19 protein-coding genes and 1 tRNA gene are annotated in these 14,699 nt (G+C 65.2%); 7 read left to right on the top strand and 13 right to left on the bottom strand.

The window, feature by feature from the left end; all coding sequences use genetic code 11:
* The first annotated feature begins 141 nt into the window (after positions 1-141).
* The 3 genes from ACQP2U_RS13685 to ACQP2U_RS13675 all read left to right on the top strand — a co-directional run bounded on the left by ACQP2U_RS13685 (position 142) and on the right by ACQP2U_RS13675 (position 3,143).
* The gene (locus ACQP2U_RS13685) at positions 142-582 is read left to right on the top strand and encodes an IS3 family transposase (protein WP_433714981.1); all 441 of its coding nucleotides are present in this window, start codon (positions 142-144) and stop codon (positions 580-582) included.
* Between the two features lie 534 nt (positions 583-1,116).
* Complete coding sequence (gene ltrA / locus ACQP2U_RS13680; protein WP_433709398.1) at positions 1,117-2,565, top strand: group II intron reverse transcriptase/maturase; 1,449 nt, start codon at positions 1,117-1,119, stop codon at positions 2,563-2,565.
* Positions 2,566-2,804: 239 nt separating this feature from the next.
* Complete coding sequence (locus tag ACQP2U_RS13675) at positions 2,805-3,143, top strand: transposase (protein WP_433714980.1); 339 nt, start codon at positions 2,805-2,807, stop codon at positions 3,141-3,143.
* 27 nt (positions 3,144-3,170) lie between these two features.
* Here the strand turns inward: ACQP2U_RS13675 and ACQP2U_RS13670 are convergent, their stop codons facing one another.
* From ACQP2U_RS13670 to ACQP2U_RS13650, 5 genes are all read right to left on the bottom strand, one after another.
* Complete coding sequence (locus ACQP2U_RS13670; protein ID WP_433714979.1) at positions 3,171-3,308, bottom strand: hypothetical protein; 138 nt, start codon at positions 3,306-3,308, stop codon at positions 3,171-3,173.
* A gap of 502 nt (positions 3,309-3,810) precedes the next feature.
* A complete protein-coding gene (locus ACQP2U_RS13665) occupies positions 3,811-5,373 on the bottom strand; it encodes an FAD-dependent monooxygenase (protein WP_433714978.1) in 1,563 nt (520 codons plus the stop codon).
* The gene (locus ACQP2U_RS13660) at positions 5,355-5,831 is read right to left on the bottom strand and encodes a MarR family winged helix-turn-helix transcriptional regulator (RefSeq protein WP_433714977.1); all 477 of its coding nucleotides are present in this window, start codon (positions 5,829-5,831) and stop codon (positions 5,355-5,357) included. Before ACQP2U_RS13660 ends, ACQP2U_RS13665 begins: the two co-directional genes overlap by 19 nt.
* A gap of 136 nt (positions 5,832-5,967) precedes the next feature.
* Positions 5,968-6,765, bottom strand: coding sequence for an alpha/beta fold hydrolase (locus ACQP2U_RS13655; protein ID WP_433714976.1), 798 nt, complete (start codon positions 6,763-6,765; stop codon positions 5,968-5,970).
* A 47-nt stretch (positions 6,766-6,812) separates the two neighbouring features.
* Positions 6,813-7,193 carry a hypothetical protein gene (locus ACQP2U_RS13650; RefSeq protein WP_433714975.1) on the bottom strand — a complete coding sequence of 127 codons (381 nt, stop codon included), beginning with the start codon at positions 7,191-7,193 and terminating at the stop codon, positions 6,813-6,815.
* A gap of 126 nt (positions 7,194-7,319) precedes the next feature.
* On the opposite strand from ACQP2U_RS13650, the gene ACQP2U_RS13645 reads away from it, so the two are divergent.
* The 3 genes from ACQP2U_RS13645 to ACQP2U_RS13635 all read left to right on the top strand — a co-directional run bounded on the left by ACQP2U_RS13645 (position 7,320) and on the right by ACQP2U_RS13635 (position 8,898).
* Positions 7,320-8,174 carry a MerR family transcriptional regulator gene (locus ACQP2U_RS13645; RefSeq protein ID WP_433714974.1) on the top strand — a complete coding sequence of 285 codons (855 nt, stop codon included), beginning with the start codon at positions 7,320-7,322 and terminating at the stop codon, positions 8,172-8,174.
* 446 nt (positions 8,175-8,620) lie between these two features.
* The gene (locus tag ACQP2U_RS13640) at positions 8,621-8,752 is read left to right on the top strand and encodes a hypothetical protein (protein WP_433714973.1); all 132 of its coding nucleotides are present in this window, start codon (positions 8,621-8,623) and stop codon (positions 8,750-8,752) included.
* On the top strand, positions 8,749-8,898 hold the full coding sequence (locus ACQP2U_RS13635; protein ID WP_433714972.1) for a helix-turn-helix domain-containing protein: 150 nt from the start codon (positions 8,749-8,751) through the stop codon (positions 8,896-8,898). The genes ACQP2U_RS13640 and ACQP2U_RS13635 overlap by 4 nt, the downstream gene beginning before the upstream one ends.
* Before the next feature lie 216 nt (positions 8,899-9,114).
* Here the strand turns inward: ACQP2U_RS13635 and ACQP2U_RS13630 are convergent.
* Both ACQP2U_RS13630 and ACQP2U_RS13625 read right to left on the bottom strand, forming a co-directional pair.
* Positions 9,115-9,188 (bottom strand) — tRNA-Pro (locus ACQP2U_RS13630).
* A 93-nt stretch (positions 9,189-9,281) separates the two neighbouring features.
* Entirely contained in the window at positions 9,282-10,034 is a 753-nt protein-coding gene (locus tag ACQP2U_RS13625; RefSeq protein ID WP_433714971.1) for an acyl-[acyl-carrier-protein] thioesterase, read from the bottom strand.
* A 113-nt stretch (positions 10,035-10,147) separates the two neighbouring features.
* On the opposite strand from ACQP2U_RS13625, the gene ACQP2U_RS13620 reads away from it, so the two are divergent.
* Positions 10,148-10,666, top strand: coding sequence for a hypothetical protein (locus tag ACQP2U_RS13620; protein WP_433714970.1), 519 nt, complete (start codon positions 10,148-10,150; stop codon positions 10,664-10,666).
* Here ACQP2U_RS13620 and ACQP2U_RS13615 read toward each other — a convergent pair.
* The 6 genes from ACQP2U_RS13615 to cmk form a co-directional block, all read right to left on the bottom strand.
* The gene (locus ACQP2U_RS13615) at positions 10,663-11,664 is read right to left on the bottom strand and encodes an LLM class flavin-dependent oxidoreductase (protein WP_433714969.1); all 1,002 of its coding nucleotides are present in this window, start codon (positions 11,662-11,664) and stop codon (positions 10,663-10,665) included. The genes ACQP2U_RS13620 and ACQP2U_RS13615 overlap by 4 nt on opposite strands.
* Before the next feature lie 17 nt (positions 11,665-11,681).
* Entirely contained in the window at positions 11,682-11,972 is a 291-nt protein-coding gene (locus tag ACQP2U_RS13610; RefSeq protein ID WP_433714968.1) for an ArsR/SmtB family transcription factor, read from the bottom strand.
* 77 nt (positions 11,973-12,049) lie between these two features.
* Positions 12,050-12,193, bottom strand: coding sequence for a hypothetical protein (locus tag ACQP2U_RS13605; RefSeq protein ID WP_433716458.1), 144 nt, complete (start codon positions 12,191-12,193; stop codon positions 12,050-12,052).
* Positions 12,168-12,434, bottom strand: a complete 267-nt coding sequence (locus ACQP2U_RS13600) for a hypothetical protein (protein WP_433714967.1) — start codon at positions 12,432-12,434, stop codon at positions 12,168-12,170. Before ACQP2U_RS13600 ends, ACQP2U_RS13605 begins: the two co-directional genes overlap by 26 nt.
* A gap of 136 nt (positions 12,435-12,570) precedes the next feature.
* The gene (gene der / locus ACQP2U_RS13595; protein WP_397040611.1) at positions 12,571-13,986 is read right to left on the bottom strand and encodes a ribosome biogenesis GTPase Der; all 1,416 of its coding nucleotides are present in this window, start codon (positions 13,984-13,986) and stop codon (positions 12,571-12,573) included.
* Positions 13,983-14,693, bottom strand: a complete 711-nt coding sequence (cmk, locus tag ACQP2U_RS13590; RefSeq protein ID WP_397040612.1) for a (d)CMP kinase — start codon at positions 14,691-14,693, stop codon at positions 13,983-13,985. The genes der and cmk overlap by 4 nt, the downstream gene beginning before the upstream one ends.
* Positions 14,694-14,699 lie beyond the last annotated feature (6 nt).

The raw sequence follows: 14,699 nt of genomic DNA, 5'->3' as shown, positions 1-14,699 counted from the left end.
ATGCCGATGTCGGCATAATTCGGCGTACTTTGCGGCGATGCAGCAGAACAGGAACGGTTCGAGCTGATGGCCGCGGAGTGCGCCGGCTCCGATATCGCCACCAGGTGGTCCGGGCGGTCCGACCGCGCCGATGTTGTTCGTATGGCGCGGTTGTTGGAGGTGTCGAGGGCGGGCTACTACCAGTACGTGAAAAGAGGCACCGCAACAACTTTGACCGATCGCCAGCAGCGCCGCACCGATCTGGAAGTGAAGGTACTGGCGGCCCATCGCGATTCGGGCGGGGTCTACGGGTCGCCTCGGATCACCGCTGAGCTACGCGCCGCCGGTGAAGTCGTGTCGGAGAAGACGGTCGCCAAGATTATGGCCGAGATCGGGGTGGCCGGGATCAGTCCGCGCACCTTCAAAACCCGCACCACGGTAGTGGATCCGGCCGCGTCGTTGCCTGCGGATCTGGTGGCGCGATGCTTCGACCAGGGTCGTGTCGATGCGGTGTGGTCTACCGATATCGAGCGCCGTGAGGCGCTGTTCAACCGAGTGGAGGTGAAAGACCTGCACCATGAGGCCGTCGCAGCGGCCGAATGAAGCTGGGGGCAGCCTGATCCGGGAGACGCCGGAAAGGGTGGGAAGCAGCCCTGACAACGACGGGACGGCCTGGTACTGCCAGACGGGTCGGGTCCGGCAAGCGAGACGGGAAGGTGTACGCGAGGAACCAGCGGCTGAACGCTCCTTAAGTGAGAAACACCAGCTCCAACCTGGCGGATATGGGCTGGACAGCGACGCGCACCCGCCGCCGATGGCGGTGGGGAACTCCGCGGTCAGGTAGATGTCGCCGGTCGTGGAGGTCACGGTGAAAGTCTGCGGCGTAGCCGTGACGAGGTCGCAGGGGCATAGCTGGGCACCTCACCTGTCGATCGGTGAACAGTGAACACGGGAACCGTCTTTCGGCTCCCTGCCCTGGTTCGGCAACCCGCCGAACCGGGGCGGGGTAGGTGCGTCGTCTGCCGATGCCGGAGGACGGGGCGGAGGAGCCGTAGTAGTCCGAGGCCGGGAAAGCCGGTCACATGGCGAAGGGCTCCAGCGGGTTCGCGGCAAGCAAGCAGACTGTGGAGGTCACTTGTGAATACGAGTGCTTCGTGGCCCGATCCGGACACGGCGGAGCTGCGAGTACGCAGGATGCAGCGCAAGCTGCACCATTGGGCGGTCGATGATGTCGACCGTCGGTTCGATGATTTGTTCAACCTCGTTCACGATCCCGCGTTCCTCACGGTGGCGTGGGAGCGGGTGCGGACGAACAAGGGCGCGCGTTCGGCCGGGGCCGATGGGATCGTGGCGCGATTCCTCGGTCCGGACGAGGCGGCTGGACTGCTCCGGGAGCTGCGTGATGGGCTGAAGGAGCGTGTGTTTCGGCCGGATCCGGTGCGGGAGGTGACGATCCCGAAGGCGAACGGCAAGCTCCGCCGCCTGGGCATCGCTACCGTCGCCGACCGGGTCGTGCAAGCCTCGCTGAAACTGGTACTGGAACCGATTTTCGAGGCGGACTTTCATCCGTGCTCCTACGGTTTCCGGCCACGCAGGCGAGCACAGGACGCGATCGCCGAGATCCATTACCTCGCCAGCGGGCCACGGGCCTACCACTGGGTGTTCGAGGGAGACATCACGGCGTGCTTCGACGAGATCGACCACACGGCCCTGATGGACCGGGTGCGTCGCCGTGTTGGAGACAAACGCGTTCTGGCCCTGGTGAAGTCGTTCCTCAAAGCCGGCATCCTCGGGAAGGATCTCAACTTTCGGGACACCATCACCGGAACTCCGCAAGGCGGAATCCTGTCACCGTTGCTCAGCAATATCGCCCTGTCCGTACTCGACGAGCACTTCGCGGCGAAATGGAAAGCGCTCGGCCCGTATTGGACACGCGCCAAGCATCGGCGTGCCGGTGGCCCGACGATGAAAATCGTTCGCTACGCGGACGATTTCTGCGTCATGGTCCACGGCGAACGCGCCCACGCCGAAGCGCTATGGGATGAGATCGCGGCGGTGCTCGCGCCGATGGGCCTGCGCCTGTCGGTCGAGAAGAGCAGGGTTTGCCATATCGACGAGGGGTTCGAGTTTCTCGGCTTCCGCATCCAGCGGCAGGTCAAGAGGGGCACGAACAAGCATTACGTCTACACCTGGCCGTCGAAGAAGTCGCTGATCTCGGTCACCGACAATGTCAGGGATCTGACGAGACGGCACAAACATCGAACGCTCGCCGACCTGTTGTATCGGCTGAATCCCGTTCTGCGGGGCTGGTGCAACTACTTCCAGCACGGGGTGTCCAAACGCACCTTTCAATACCTGGACCACTTCGCGTGGTCTCGAGTGGTGACATGGATGCGCAAACGGCACCACGGGCTGGCCTGGGGTGTGTTCCATCGCAGATTTCTGCCCGGATGGCAGATCCGCGACGGAAAGAGGGAAATGTTCCGGCCGCAGAAGATTGAGGTCACCCGATATCGCTACCGGGGCACGAAGATCGACACCCCATGGACGGTGAGACCGCCCGTGACAGCGGCGGCAATGGCATAACCCGTGGAGAGCCCGTTGCGGAGAGATTCGCTCGGCGGGTTCGGAGGGCGGATCGGGGAAACGGATCGACGGAAACGCCGACACCGCGCCCCGGTCCGACCCCTACACCTATCTGAGCTGCGGCGGGATCGACATGTATTTATGCGCAGTCCGCGACGAGCACTCCAAGAAGGTGCTCGGCTGGGCCGTTGCTGATCACATGCGCGTCGAGCTGGTCACCACCGCCGTCGACATTGGCCGTGACCACGCGCCGAGGCCGCTGCGCGGGCACTATCCTGCACTCGGACCGCGGCAGCCAAGGCACCGCCGCGGCCATGGTCCAGGCCTGCGCACGACACGGGCTGCGACGGTCGATGGGTGCAACCGGGATCTGGGACAACGCCGGAGCCGAATCGCTGTGGTCGAGTTTCAAACACGAATACTACTACCGGCACGTATTCGCCACGGACCCCGAACTTGTTGCCGCAGTTGACAACTGGATCAACTTCTACAACACTACCCGGCGACACTCCAGCATCGGGATGCTCAGTCCCGACAACTACGAGAAGTCACTCACCGCGGCAACTGAAGCCGCTTAACCCCCTGTCCACCATTCGGGGTGAACCTCACAGCACCGCCTGCAGTTCCCGCTCGGAATCGAGATCAACTGTCCTGCCGATTACGTCATAAGCTGCGGCGCGGAACTGTTCCGCCGTGTCGAGCAGATGCTCGCGGCTTTCTGCGCTGGCGATGATGCCGAGCACCAATACGTGCGCTACAACAACTCCGTCCAAGCCGTCGTGAGCTGACAAACCCCCCCTTCTACATGCCAGTGCGACGTATGCAAGGCTCTGGGACCCCACATGTGGCCCGGAGCCAGTGCGACGTATGCAAGGCTCTGGGACCACACATGTGGCCCGGAGCCTTGCACCATTCCTGGATGAGACAACCTCACGGTGGCGACCGCAGTGTCATTTGCCCCTCTATGAGACCACCACGTTGCCAGTCATGGGACCACCGAAAGCAGGTGATCCGCCGCGGGAACATGTTCGAGATTTGCCGCGCGGTCTGATGTGGCTGCGGCGGCCGAACATCCCGTAATGCCGAATATCGTGCGTCGCCGCGCGGGTGCCAATCGGACGACCGGCTTGTTGGACACCGAAGTTTTCGAAGCGCTCACTGACTCCGGACACCCGTCGAGCGCGCAAGTCACACCTGAGCTTGTGCCAATCTGAGGAAACTGGCCCTCACCCGACCATTCTCGGCCTAGCGGGCCTCACAGTGCCGGTGCCAGGCGTCGTCCACGGCTGCGCGCAGGTCGTCGGTGCTGGCGGGAACGGTTGTGCGCCAGGCGATAACGCCGTCTGGGCGGATCAGTGCACCTACCCGATAGGCGGCGGTGAAGCGAGCGCGGCGGGCCATCGCGACGTTGTCGAGGAGGATTGTGCGGTCGGTGATTCCGGCCACCGGCCCAGGTGGCGGGTGATGAGTGTCATGGATGAAGGTGAAGCTGGTGGGATCCAGCAGAGCGAGCAGGCTCCCGCCGTCACACAGTGCGATGTGTGGTGCCCGGGTGCCCGGATCGCCGCTGGGCGTCGCGGGGTTTTCGACCAGCGCGTCCGGGGCGATGTCCGGTGAGCCGTTCTGCGGGTATCGGAAGCCGAGTGTCAAAGTGGCGGTATCGATCTGGCCCGGCGGATCGGGGTGGCCGGGCACCTTCCCGGCGCGCAGCACGGCTTGGGCGATGGTCAGAGCGCCGAGGGGCCGCCGCTCCCGTTCGTAGGTGTCCAGGAGGCAGGCGGGCGCGTCGCCACGGCACACCGCCGCGAGCTTCCAGGCCAGGTTGTGCGCGTCCTGCACGGCGGTGTTACCGCCGAGGCCGCCGTATTGCGGCATGGTGTGCGCTGCGTCGCCTAGCAGCAAAACGCGGCCGTCGCGGTAGCGATCGGCGAGGTAGGCACCGGCGGTCCAGGTGAGGACGTCCTCGATCTCGGGTCGTAGTTCGTCGAGACCCGTTGCGGCGCGGAGAATCGTCGTCAGCCGTCGTCGTAGCGTCGCCGTGTCGTCTGGATCCCAATCGGGGCGGAGGTAGGTGCCGAGCTGCCAGCGCCGCTGGTCGGCGTCGCCGCGCGCGAACAGGAACGATTCCGCGCTCCGGAGGAAGATGGCGTCAGCGCGGCGTCCGCGTAGCGCGGGTTCGAGGTCGGCGCGAAACAGCGCGCTCACGGCGGTGCCGGGCACGGGCTCGCCACGCCACCCGATGCCGCGCAGGCCACGTATCGAACTGCGCGCACCATCGGCCGCGACGACGTAGCGGGCACGAACGCGCCGAGACGTGCCGTCAGGCCGAACCAGCCGCGCGGTGACGGCGTCCCTCGTCTCGACGAGATCGGCGACGGTTGTCTCGAACGAGACCCTCGCGCCGAGTTCGACAGCGCGGCGATACAGGATCGGCTCCAGACGCTGCTGGTCGCACGAATACTGTTGCACCGCAGCGAGATCGGTGGCTTCCGAGGTGGGCTCCGCAGGCGGAATCCACGCCGTGTGCTCATCCACCAGGCGCTCGGCGACCGCGAACCCACCTTGCTCCTCACCGGCCGCGCGCACCTGCTCGAGCACACCCAGCGCCGTGTAGAGCTCCATGGAACGGGCGTTGACCAGCCGAGCTTTGGGATGCCGCGCCGTCCCGGCGTGCCGTTCAGCCACCAGCACCTGGGTGCCGTGCAGGGCCGCGAACGCGCCGACAGCCAGACCGGCGAGCCCGGCGCCGACGACGAGTACCTCCGTGTCGCAAAAGTTCTCGTCACCGTTCATGTCGCTGTCCGCCATGGCTTGGGTCCCGCGGGCCGCCGCACCCGGGTCACCCGAGCGTCCGCTGACAACGACCGGACGAGCCGCTCCAGATGGGTGGTGAACTCGGTGATCTCGGTCGGTGTCCAACTGTCCAGATGCGCGCCGAAACTTTCGGTGAGCTCCGCGCGGAACCGGGCACGAGCCTCGGTCCCGGCGTCGGTCACTTCCACGCTGTATGACCGGCCGTCAGTGCGTGAACCCACTTGCCGGATGAGACCGGCCGAAATCAACTGTCCCACTGCGCGACTGATCGACTGAGCCGGAACTCCCAGCTCGGCCGCCGCGTCCGACGGACGGACCGCGCCCTGCGCCGCCAAATTCAACAGGCCCAACGCGACCTGTCCGTACGGCCCTGCCGCGGCGGCACGGCGCTGCAGGCGCGTAACAGTGTCCAGTGCTCGGATGATCCGCCACACCGAATCAGTTACTTCCATCCATTAACTATATTGATCCTGACGAGGGATGACCAGAAGCGGTGCGGGCAGCGTCGGTCCGGCGCCGCGGGCCGTGGGTGGACGCGCAATCATGCCGAGGAGCGAGTATTCGCCACCTGCGCGGTCGGGCACCGCGTCAGGACCGATGGAATGCGAGCAGGTCGTTGTTGAGCTGTTCGCGGTGGGACAGATGCAGCATGTGGGAGGCGTTCTCGTAGATCATGAGTGTGCTGTCGGGGATCAGTTCGGCCGAGCGTTGCCCGCAGGTCGGTAATGGTGCGAAGGAATCGTGGTCGCCATGCACGATGAGTGTTGGCATGGTGATGCGGCTGGCCTCGCCTCGGAAGTCGGCGACCAAATTGACTCGGCTGCATTCCACTGCGGCATGTAGTGAAACCTGCATCCAGTCTCGGATGGTGGCGTCCTTCTCGGATTGTGGAATGTGACAACCGGGCAGACCGTCACCGAAGGATAGTGCGGCGTTGTCGGCGACCCACTGTCCGTAGCCGGTGCGGAGCTGGTTGAGCAGTTCGGCCGCATGCATCGGATCGACATCGAGATGGGGTGCGGTTGCACCGACCAGCGCGATCCGCGAAATCCGACGCGCCCCGTGACGGCTTAAATACCGGATCACCTCCCCGCCGCCCATCGAATGTCCGACCAGTGTGACGTCATTGAGGTCGAGCCGGTCGAGTAGCGCGGCCAGATCATCGGCGAGAGTGTCGAAGTCGTATCCGGTCCTGGGGTCGTCGGATCGTCCGTGACCACGCCGGTCGTAGGCGACGGCGCGGTAGCCGTATCCGGTGAGGTGCAGCATCTGATGCCGCCACATATCGCTGCTCATCAGCATGCTGTGCACGAAAACGATAGGTTGACCGACACCGTAGTCCCGGTAGAAGAGGACGGTCCCATCCGGTGCTGGGAGGTAGGGCATTGTGGGCTTCCTTGTCTCTGGAAATCTCGTGACGTGGAACCGGCAAGTTATCGGTCGGCCAGCGGCTGAATGGTCAGCTGGTAGTCCTCCCGGATCCGGCCCTCGGCATCGAGGATCAGGAACACCCGTGCGGCCCAGGCGATCTCGCCGACAGTGGAAGTAATCAGCCGAATGGTGAACGAGACGGCGTCGCCGTGGCGGCGGAGATCACCGGCATGGGCTGCGCGGTAGGTGCCGCTGCCGACGAATTCGGTGTGGGCGTGCGCGATTCGGGCGACGAGCTCGTCGAGTCCATCGAAGCGGGCGCCCTCGACATACTCCACACCGTCGTGGGCCCAGAGCTCGGCAACGGCCCGGCGGCGCAGCTGGGCGTCGGATTCGTTCCAGACCGCCGTGTAGCGGTCGACGACAGTCGTGATGTTCGTCACGGCGGCAGTGTCCTTTCCGCGGTCCCGATGGGCCGCTGTCACCACGTTCGGTGTTACCGCAGCCGCAGAGTCAACTCGAATACCGTGAAAGACCCTCCCCCAAGGGGAGACCGCACAATGACGATCATGACCGCGTACATGTCCATCGGTGACTTCTCCCGCGCCACTCATCTGACGGTCAAAACGCTGCGCCACTATCACCGGATCGGACTCCTGACCCCCGCCGACATCGATCCACACACCGGATACCGCCGCTACGCGAGCGAGCAACTGGCCATCGCGCAGGTCGTGCGACGCCTCCGAAACCTCGACATGCCGCTGGAACAGATCCAGGCCGTGGTGGCGACCCCCGATCCACACACACGCAACGAGCGAATCGTGGCACACCTGGACCGCCTCCAGAAGCAACTCGGCCGAACCCAACGTGCCGTCGATCAGCTGCGTGATCTATTGACGCACAACACATCCGACGACAGCGCCGTCGAGTTGCGCGCCGTTCCCGCCATCGCAGCGGCCGCGATCACCGAGGTCGTCGACGCCACCGACAGCGTCACCTGGCTGCAAGGCGCGCTCGGCGAACTGTATGCGACCCTCATCGCCCAACACCTGCCCCCGACCGGTCCGGCCGGCGGGATCTACGCCGACGAGATATTCACCGACCACCGCGGCCGGACGACCATCTTCGTGCCCTGCACCGGCACCGTCCACCCCGTGGGACGTGTCCATCCGACCATGGTCCCCGCCGCTGAGCTGGCGATCATGACCCACTACGGCTCCCCGGACAGCGTCGATCGCACCTACGGCGCCCTCGCCACCTACGTCGCCCGCCACGCCCTCGGTGTTCCCGGCCCCGTCCGCGAGTACTACCTCACCGGCCAGCGCGACACCCCCGACCCCGCCCAGTGGCGCACCGAAATCGCCTGGCCGATCTTCCTCACCAACACCCCAATCCTCAATAGGATTCGGAATCAACCTCACTGAACAGCGCATGAACCAACGCGGGCAGCGCGTCGACCCGGCGCAGCCGTACACACCGCACTCCGCATGACGGGACATCCGGTAATGCCGCTGAGCGGGCGTTCGAGCACGCGGCATCCGCCAATCACCAGAGCGATAACCCGTTCCACTTCTGCACAGCTATCGGTGGTCCCACGACTGGCAACGTGGTGGTCCCCTCGACGGTGGCAAACGACAACCGCAGCCGGCACCACGAACCCCGGGTCGCTGCGACCGCTCACGTCGACTGGTACTCGCGGTCACCGCTGATAGACAGGTCGATGAGCGGCGATGTTGAGAATCGTTTTAGCGACACCGGTCCGCCAAGACCGGAATCGCTGGTCGCCCTCACTCACCAAGCGTCCGAGAAGCGTGTTGAAAACTGTTGGTGTCCAAAAGTCTTATCGGACCTTATCTCGTACAGTCTGGGCGTGACCGACATCCTCGACCGGCCGCCCGCGCTCGTCCTCGACGGCGATGCTCTCGATCCGATCGGCGGAGGCGGCGCGCTCGTCGGCTACGGCCGGGTAGCGGGCAGCGCCTGGGCCGCCCGCCGGCCATGACTGACGAGCAGATCCGCAAGGCCCGCGCCCTGCTGACTCGGCCCGATGAATCGGTGTCCTCGATCGCCCGCCTGCTGGGGGTCTCACGGTCCACGATCTACAAGTATGTTCCCGAAATCACCGTGGCACGGCAGGCAATCGACTGAGCACCGACGCTAGGGGTTGGACTCATATGGAAGCCCGGGAACATCCGCTGCGTGCCGGTGGCAGCAGGTGAGTCGAGGCGGGTCGCCTATTCGTCCTTTTGCCAGGGAGCATTCGGGTCGCAAAGCGTGTCCAACGTGAACTGACACCACAGTTTCGCCCCATTCACGGCAAGTCGTGCGTGGCGTGGCCCTAGGCCTGATGGTGCTGCTTGTCTGTCGGGCTGACAGGATTTGAACCTGCGACCACCTGACCCCCAGTCAGGTGCGCTACCAAGCTGCGCCACAGCCCGTTGCGCCTGGTGTTCGGGCGCTCGGAAAGATTACCTCAGGGGACGGTCAGACGCCGAATCGCCTGGTTATCGGTGTGGCGGGTGGGGCGGGAGTCAGCGTGGGGTGACGCGGGCGGCGGCGCGGGGGTCGTCGGCTACGGCGAACCAGGCGTCGAGGGTGCTGCCGGTGCGGCGGCCGACTACACGGACCTGCTCGCCCGCGGTCAACGGTTTGCTGTATTCGATGACGGTGCGGTGGGGGCCGGAGGTGAGGTCGGTGTGGGTGGCGAGGAGTTCTTCCAGGGCGCTGAGGTAGATCGCGTTGTTGACGTGGTCGAGCCAGTCGAAATCGGCGACGCGCAGGGGAAAGGGCACTTCTTCGACGTCTGGCCCGGTGGGTAGCGGGTCGGTGAGTGCCGCCTTCCAGCGCAGGCGGTGGTCGGTGGTGCTGGCAAGCATGGGCTCCATGAAGCGGTCACTCATGCGAGCGGGGACACCGGATTCGGTGCCGAAATGAATGAGGAATCCTTCGGTTTCGACCAGACCACCCTTGCTGCCGCAGATCTGCACGCGCATATTGCACCAGCGGTTGGACAGGGCCGAGCACCAGCGGCGCAGGGTGACGTGCTCACCGAACTCGATGGGTTCGAGGACGTCGATGACGGTGCGGCGGACGACCCAGCCGCGGTGGATGTCGCCGTCCTGGACGGCGTCGAGGTGTTCGAAGCCGATGTCCTGCAGATAGCGGGCGATGGCGTCGAGGCGCAGACGCCGGTTCCGGTCGGTATCGGCGAGGCGGACCGGCCAGCCGGTTTCGAACGGGGTTCCGACGGTAGGGCGTTCCGGCAGCACGCTGGGAATGACCATGCACGGATAATGCCAGGTACCGGCGCGTCGGCCGCACCCCACCCGCTCGGCGTGTCGAAGTGCTCCCGCCAGTGGTGATAGGTATTCGCACTCCGTTAAATAACGTTGAAGCTATGAGTCCCCCGGCCACGCCGTGGTCGAACCAGCCCAAGGGCCTCCCCAGCAAGGAGTCCAGCGGCGGCGCGGAGCTGGCCATCGACCCGGTGATACTCACTGCCATCACGATCCCATCGAAGCGTGGACTGCACTATCCCGATCTCGGCATGCTCATTGGCACCAGCTTCGCGGTCCTGCTTTCGTTGGTGGGGTACTTCTTCATCGCTTCCGTGGATTCAGCACCGACCGCCGGATCGGCGGCCACCAATGCCACCGCCGTCCCGGCGAACGCGGTCCAGGTCAATCACGGGCTGACCGTCGGTAAGGTAACTGCCAACGACGGCAAAACGCTTGCGGTGCAAGGGATTCTGGGTGCCACGACGAACATTCACGTCAACGCCGCTACCCGGGTACTCGTCCTCACCGGCAGCAGCGTGTCGGATGTGGCGGTTGGTGCCGCGGTCGTCATCTACGGCAATAAGGAAGTCGACGGCACCATCACCGCGAACATGATCGTCGGCGGCTCGCTGAGTTAGGGCGCTACCGGCGCGGTGATGAGCCCGCCGGTGAGTTCGACCGACCGCAGCCGGTCAGCGATCTCGGTGGCGTGGTGGGCGACGATGAGTTCATCCGCATCGATGGACCCCGCGAAATCCGCCAGGTACGAACGGACTTCGGGGGGTGTGCCGACGGCGGTGTACCTGGTCATCGCGCTGAGCTGGCTGCCGTTCGGCGAGGCGAGGAATGCATCGATCTCCTCATCGGTGAAGTCCGTGCCCGCCGCACCACGGCGAATCATGGCTCGCGCGCGAGCACGGTAGGAGATCGTCTTCTGCGCCACCGCCGCATCGTGGTCCTCGGCCGCGAACACATTGACACCGGCCATCACATACGGCTCGGCCAACTGCTCCGACGGCCGGAAACTGTCACGGTAGACGGCGACTGCCTGGTGCAGCGCGTCCGGTGCGAAATGAGATGCGAAGGCATACGGCAGGCCGAGCTGAGCGGCGAGCTGCGCACCGAAGAGCGACGACCCTAGAATGTAAAGCGGCACAATGCCTTCCGCGCGCGGCACTGCCTGCACACCAGGCACCCGCGAGTGGCCCGACAAATAGCCCTGCAACTCCAGCACGTCCTGCGGAAAGGTGTCCGCGGAGGAGGGATTGCGACGCAGCGCGAACATCGTCTTCTGGTCACTGCCCGGCGCGCGGCCGAGCCCGAGGTCGATCCGCCCAGGGAACAGCGTCTCCAGCGTGCCGAACTGCTCCGCGATCACCAACGGCGAGTGGTTGGGCAGCATGATGCCGCCCGCGCCGAGTCGAATGGTCTCGGTATGCGCGGCAACGTAACCGATTAGTACGCTGGTGGCGCTCGACGCGATCGAGCGCATGTTGTGGTGCTCGGCGTACCAGACGCGTCGATAGCCGCTGCGCTCAGCGGCCCTGGCCAGCGCGACGCTGTTTTCGAAGCTGTCGCGTGCGGTGCGGCCGGGCGTGACCGACGCCAAATCGAGGATCGACAGTGCGGTGGGCATAAAACTTCCTTCGTAGGTCAGAGAACGCGGTGGAGTTCTTCGGTGAAGGCCCGGATGCGGACTTCGTCGCGGCGGTAGTAGGTCCACTGGCCGCGTCGAGTGGCGCTGAGGAATCCGGCGCGCTGCAGGATCGCGAGGTGCGCCGATATGGTCGAGGCCGAGGTCCCCGCCTTCTGCTGGATGAGACCGACGCACACACCTAGCTCGGCGTCCTCGCCCCGCTCCGGGAAGTTCGCGTTCGGATCCTTGAGCCACGCCAGGATGCGCAAGCGGGTCTCATTCGCCAACGCTTTGCACTCTTCGAGCACAGCCACCTCCTTCGGCATTTCGCTAATTAACGAACCTACGCCGGATGCGGCGGCTCGGCATCGTGACGCAGCACACTTCAGAGCAGCAGCGAACCCGCGCGTTCGACGGTGCGAATGATGGGAGCGGTTTCGAGCGTGGCGATGCCGGGAAGTTCGGCGATGCGTTCGGTGAGGTAGCGACCGAGGTCTTGGGGATCACGGCAGTTGACGGCCGCGACCAGATTGGTAGCGCCGGTGGTGACGGCGGCGAAAGGAGACTTCGCGATGACGGGCCAGTGCCTCGCCGACGCTCACGGTGGCGGCAGGTTGTGCGGCGATCCAGAGCCTGGCCTCGGTGCCGAATCCCAATGCAGCGGACGGGATATCGAGCTGGAACTGCAGGATTCCGTTGCGACGCAAGGCTGCCATCCGGCGGCGGACTTCGGCTTCGGCCCACTGGGTCGCTCCCCGCCTCGAAATCACCACCACCGTCGCCGATATCACCGGTCGCCCAGCACGATCCCTGCCCGAGTGGGTAACCGACCACCTCGCCGACTTCTACTGATGGCGTATCCGGAACGGACGCCGCTGCCGGACAACGACATCCGTCCCGAAAGGCCTACTTCCTGCGTTCCCGCTTCTCGCGTACGCGAACCGAAATGCGAACCGGCGAACCGTCGAAGCCGAACTCCTCCCGCAAGCGACGCTCCAGGAACCGCCGATAACCCGCCTCCAAGAAACCTGTCGTGAAGAGGACGAAGGTCGGCGGTCGGGTTGTTGCCTGCGTGGCGAACAGGACGCGAGGCAACCGGCCACCGCGCATCGGCGGCGGCGTCGCCGCGATGACTTCCTTGAGCCAATTGTTCAGCCGACCGGTGGGGATGCGCTTATCCCACGATTCCAGCGCCGTTTCCATTGCGGGAACAAGCTTTTGGACGGCACGTCCGGTATGCGCCGAGATATTGACGCGCTGCGCCCACGGCACCCGGACCATATCCCGGTCGATTTCCTTGTCGAGTTGCAGACGACGGTCCTCGTCGACCAGATCCCATTTGTTGAAGGCCAGCACGAGCGCGCGACCGGAGTCGGCGACCATGCTGATCACCCGCAGGTCCTGTTCGGTGATCGGCTCGGAGGCATCGATCAGCATGATCGCGACCTCAGAGGCCTCCAGCGCCGCCTTGGTGCGCAACGATGCGTAGAACTCCATACCGCTGGCATGGGAGACCTTGCGACGCAGACCAGCCGTATCGACGAATTTCCAGATCTTGCCGCCCAATTCGACCAGCGAATCGACCGGGTCGACGGTCGTGCCCGCGACGTCGTGCACGACCGAACGCTCATCACCGGAAAGCTTGTTGAGCAGGCTGGACTTTCCGACATTCGGCTTGCCGACCAGCGCGACCCGGCGCGGACCGGTACCGCCGGTGCCCTCACGCGGGGTCTCCGGGAGGACTTCCAGGACATCGTCGAGCAGGTCACCGGTACCGCGGCCATGCGCGGCGCTGACCATGCGCGGCTCACCGAGACCGAGCGACCACAGCGCGGCGGCCTCGGCCTCGACGCGTTGGTCGTCGACCTTATTGGCGACCAGGATCACCGGAATCTTGGAGCGGCGCAGCTTCCGCACTGCGGCCTCGTCGGTGGCCGTCGCACCGACCACGGCGTCGACCACGAGCAGAATCGCGTCGGCGGTCTCCATGGCCAGTTCGGCCTGGCGGGCAACCGACTGCTGCAGGCCCTTGGCGTCGGGTTCCCAACCACCGGTGTCCTGCACCAGGAAACGGCGACCCGCCCAGTTCGCCTCATAGGAAATGCGGTCGCGGGTCACGCCGGGAATATCCTCGACGACGGCCTCACGACGACCGAGGATTCGGTTCACCAGTGTCGATTTGCCGACATTCGGGCGGCCGACGACCGCGACCGTCGGCATCGCGAGGTGTTCGTCCTCGCCGAACTCACTGTCGAGATCGGCTATCTCCCAATCGGATTCGTCACTCCAGACGCCGTCCCCCGCGAGAACGTCTTCACTCACTGCATCCTACCTGTCCGGCCGATCGAAACCTGCCGCACCACAACGCGATACAGCTCGTCGATGACCTCATCCATATTCAGTTCGCTGGTGTCGACCTGCACCGCGTCATCGGCCGGACGCAGTGGGGACACCGTGCGAGTGGAGTCGAGGGTGTCGCGACGCTGCACGTCGGCGAGTACGCCCTCGTAGTCGTCGCCGCGACCTTCGGCGATGTTCTGCTGGTTGCGCCGCTGCGCGCGAGCCTCGGCCGAGGCGGTGAGGTAGATCTTGGCGTCGGCATCCGGCAGTACGACGGTGCCGATATCGCGCCCCTCGACCACGATTCGCGCTGCGGCGGAAGCGATTTCACGCTGCAGGGCAACAAGCAACTCGCGTACCTCGGCCACGGCCGACACCGCGGACACGGCCTTGGTGACAGCGTTGCCGCGAATCTCGGAGGAGACGTCCTCACCGTCGAGCAGGATCAACTCGCGACTGGGATCGGTGCCGATGGTCAGCGGCAGTTCCTTCACCGCGGCACCGATCGCCGCCGAATCGGTCAGCTCGACACCGGCCCGCAGCACCCGCAGCGTCGCGACGCGGTACATCGCCCCGGTATCGAGATAGCTGGCGGCGAGCCTGGTGGCCAGTCGCCGCGACACGCTGGACTTGCCGGTACCCGAAGGTCCATCCATGGCAACGACCAGCGGCGTGCTGCCTTCAACCATCGCAGG

It is taken from the genome of Nocardia sp. CA-084685, from assembly GCF_050955785.1.
Classification (GTDB): Bacteria; Actinomycetota; Actinomycetes; order Mycobacteriales; family Mycobacteriaceae; genus Nocardia.
This window is presented reverse-complemented; position numbering and strand designations above follow the sequence as displayed.